The sequence below is a fragment of the Acinetobacter sp. YH12098 genome (genome assembly GCF_013419235.1).
GTDB classification, from domain to species: domain Bacteria; phylum Pseudomonadota; class Gammaproteobacteria; order Pseudomonadales; family Moraxellaceae; genus Acinetobacter; species Acinetobacter amyesii.
Genome location: NZ_VPAO01000095.1, coordinates 1 through 1,605, shown reverse-complemented (window position 1 = coordinate 1,605; position 1,605 = coordinate 1). Strand labels below are relative to the sequence as shown.

Below are 1,605 nucleotides of genomic sequence, written 5' to 3'. Positions count from 1 at the left end.
GGAGTGACGGGCACTGGCTGGCAATGTCTAGCAACGGCAGGCATTTCGGCTGAGGGTAAAAGAACTTTCCGCTAAGCGATAGACTGTATGTAAACACAGTATTGCAAGGACGCGGAACATGCCTCATGTGGCGGCCAGGACGGCCAGCCGGGATCGGGATACTGGTCGTTACCAGAGCCACCGACCCGAGCAAACCCTTCTCTATCAGATCGTTGACGAGTATTACCCGGCATTCGCTGCGCTTATGGCAGAGCAGGGAAAGGAATTGCCGGGCTATGTGCAACGGGAATTTGAAGAATTTCTCCAATGCGGGCGGCTGGAGCATGGCTTTCTACGGGTTCGCTGCGAGTCTTGCCACGCCGAGCACCTGGTCGCTTTCAGCTGTAAGCGTCGCGGTTTCTGCCCGAGCTGTGGGGCGCGGCGGATGGCCGAAAGTGCCGCCTTGCTGGTTGATGAAGTACTGCCTGAACAACCCATGCGTCAGTGGGTGTTGAGCTTCCCGTTTCAGCTGCGTTTCCTGTTTGCCAGCCGGCCCGAGATCATGGGGTGGGTGCTGGGCATCGTTTACCGCGTCATTGCCACGCACCTGGTCAAGAAAGCGGGCCATACCCACCAAGTGGCCAAGACGGGCGCGGTCACCCTGATCCAGCGTTCTGGATCGGCGCTCAATCTGAATGTTCACTTCCACATGCTGTTTCTCGACGGTGTGTATGTCGAGCAATCCCACGGCTCAGCGCGTTTCCGCTGGGTCAAGGCGCCGACCAGCCCAGAGCTCACCCAGCTGACGCACACCATCGCCCACCGGGTGGGTCGCTATCTGGAACGGCAAGGCCTGCTGGAACGGGATGTCGAAAACAGCTATCTGGCCTCGGATGCGGTGGATGACGACCCGATGACACCCCTGCTGGGGCACTCGATCACTTACCGTATCGCTGTCGGTTCACAGGCGGGGCGAAAGGTGTTCACTTTGCAAACTCTGCCGACCAGTGGTGATCCGTTCGGTGACGGGATTGGCAAGGTAGCCGGGTCCAGCCTGCACGCCGGCGTGGCGGCCAGGGCCGATGAACGCAAGAAGCTCGAACGGCTGTGCCGGTACATCAGCCGCCCGGCGGTATCCGAGAAGCGGCTGTCGTTAACACGAGGCGGCAACGTGCGCTACCAGCTCAAGACGCCGTACCGGGACGGCACCACGCACGTCATTTTCGAACCATTGGATTTCATTGCAAGGCTGGCCGCCCTGGTACCGAAGCCCAGAGTCAACCTAACCCGCTTCCACGGGGTGTTCGCACCCAACAGTCGGCACCGGGCGTTGGTCACGCCGGCAAAACGGGGCAGGGGCAACAAGGTCAGGGTGGCTGATGAACCGGCAACACCAGCACAACGGCGAGCGTCGATGACATGGGCGCAACGGCTCAAGCGTGTTTTCAATATCGACATCGAGACCTGCAGCGGCTGCGGCGGCGCCATGAAAGTCATCGCCTGCATTGAAGACCCTATAGTGATCAAGCAGATCCTTGATCACCTGAAGCACAAAGCCGAAACCAGCGGGACCAGGGCGTTACCCGAAAGCCGGGCGCCACCGGCTGAGCTGCTCCTGGGTCTGTT

At 60.2% G+C, this 1,605-nt stretch carries 1 protein-coding gene; it reads left to right on the top strand.

Going from position 1 to position 1,605, the window contains the following annotated elements; genetic code table 11:
- Window positions 1-118: 118 nt before the first annotated feature.
- On the top strand, window positions 119-1,605 hold a 1,487-nt coding region (locus FTU38_RS16680), incomplete at its 3' end, for an IS91-like element ISVsa3 family transposase (RefSeq protein ID WP_180111896.1).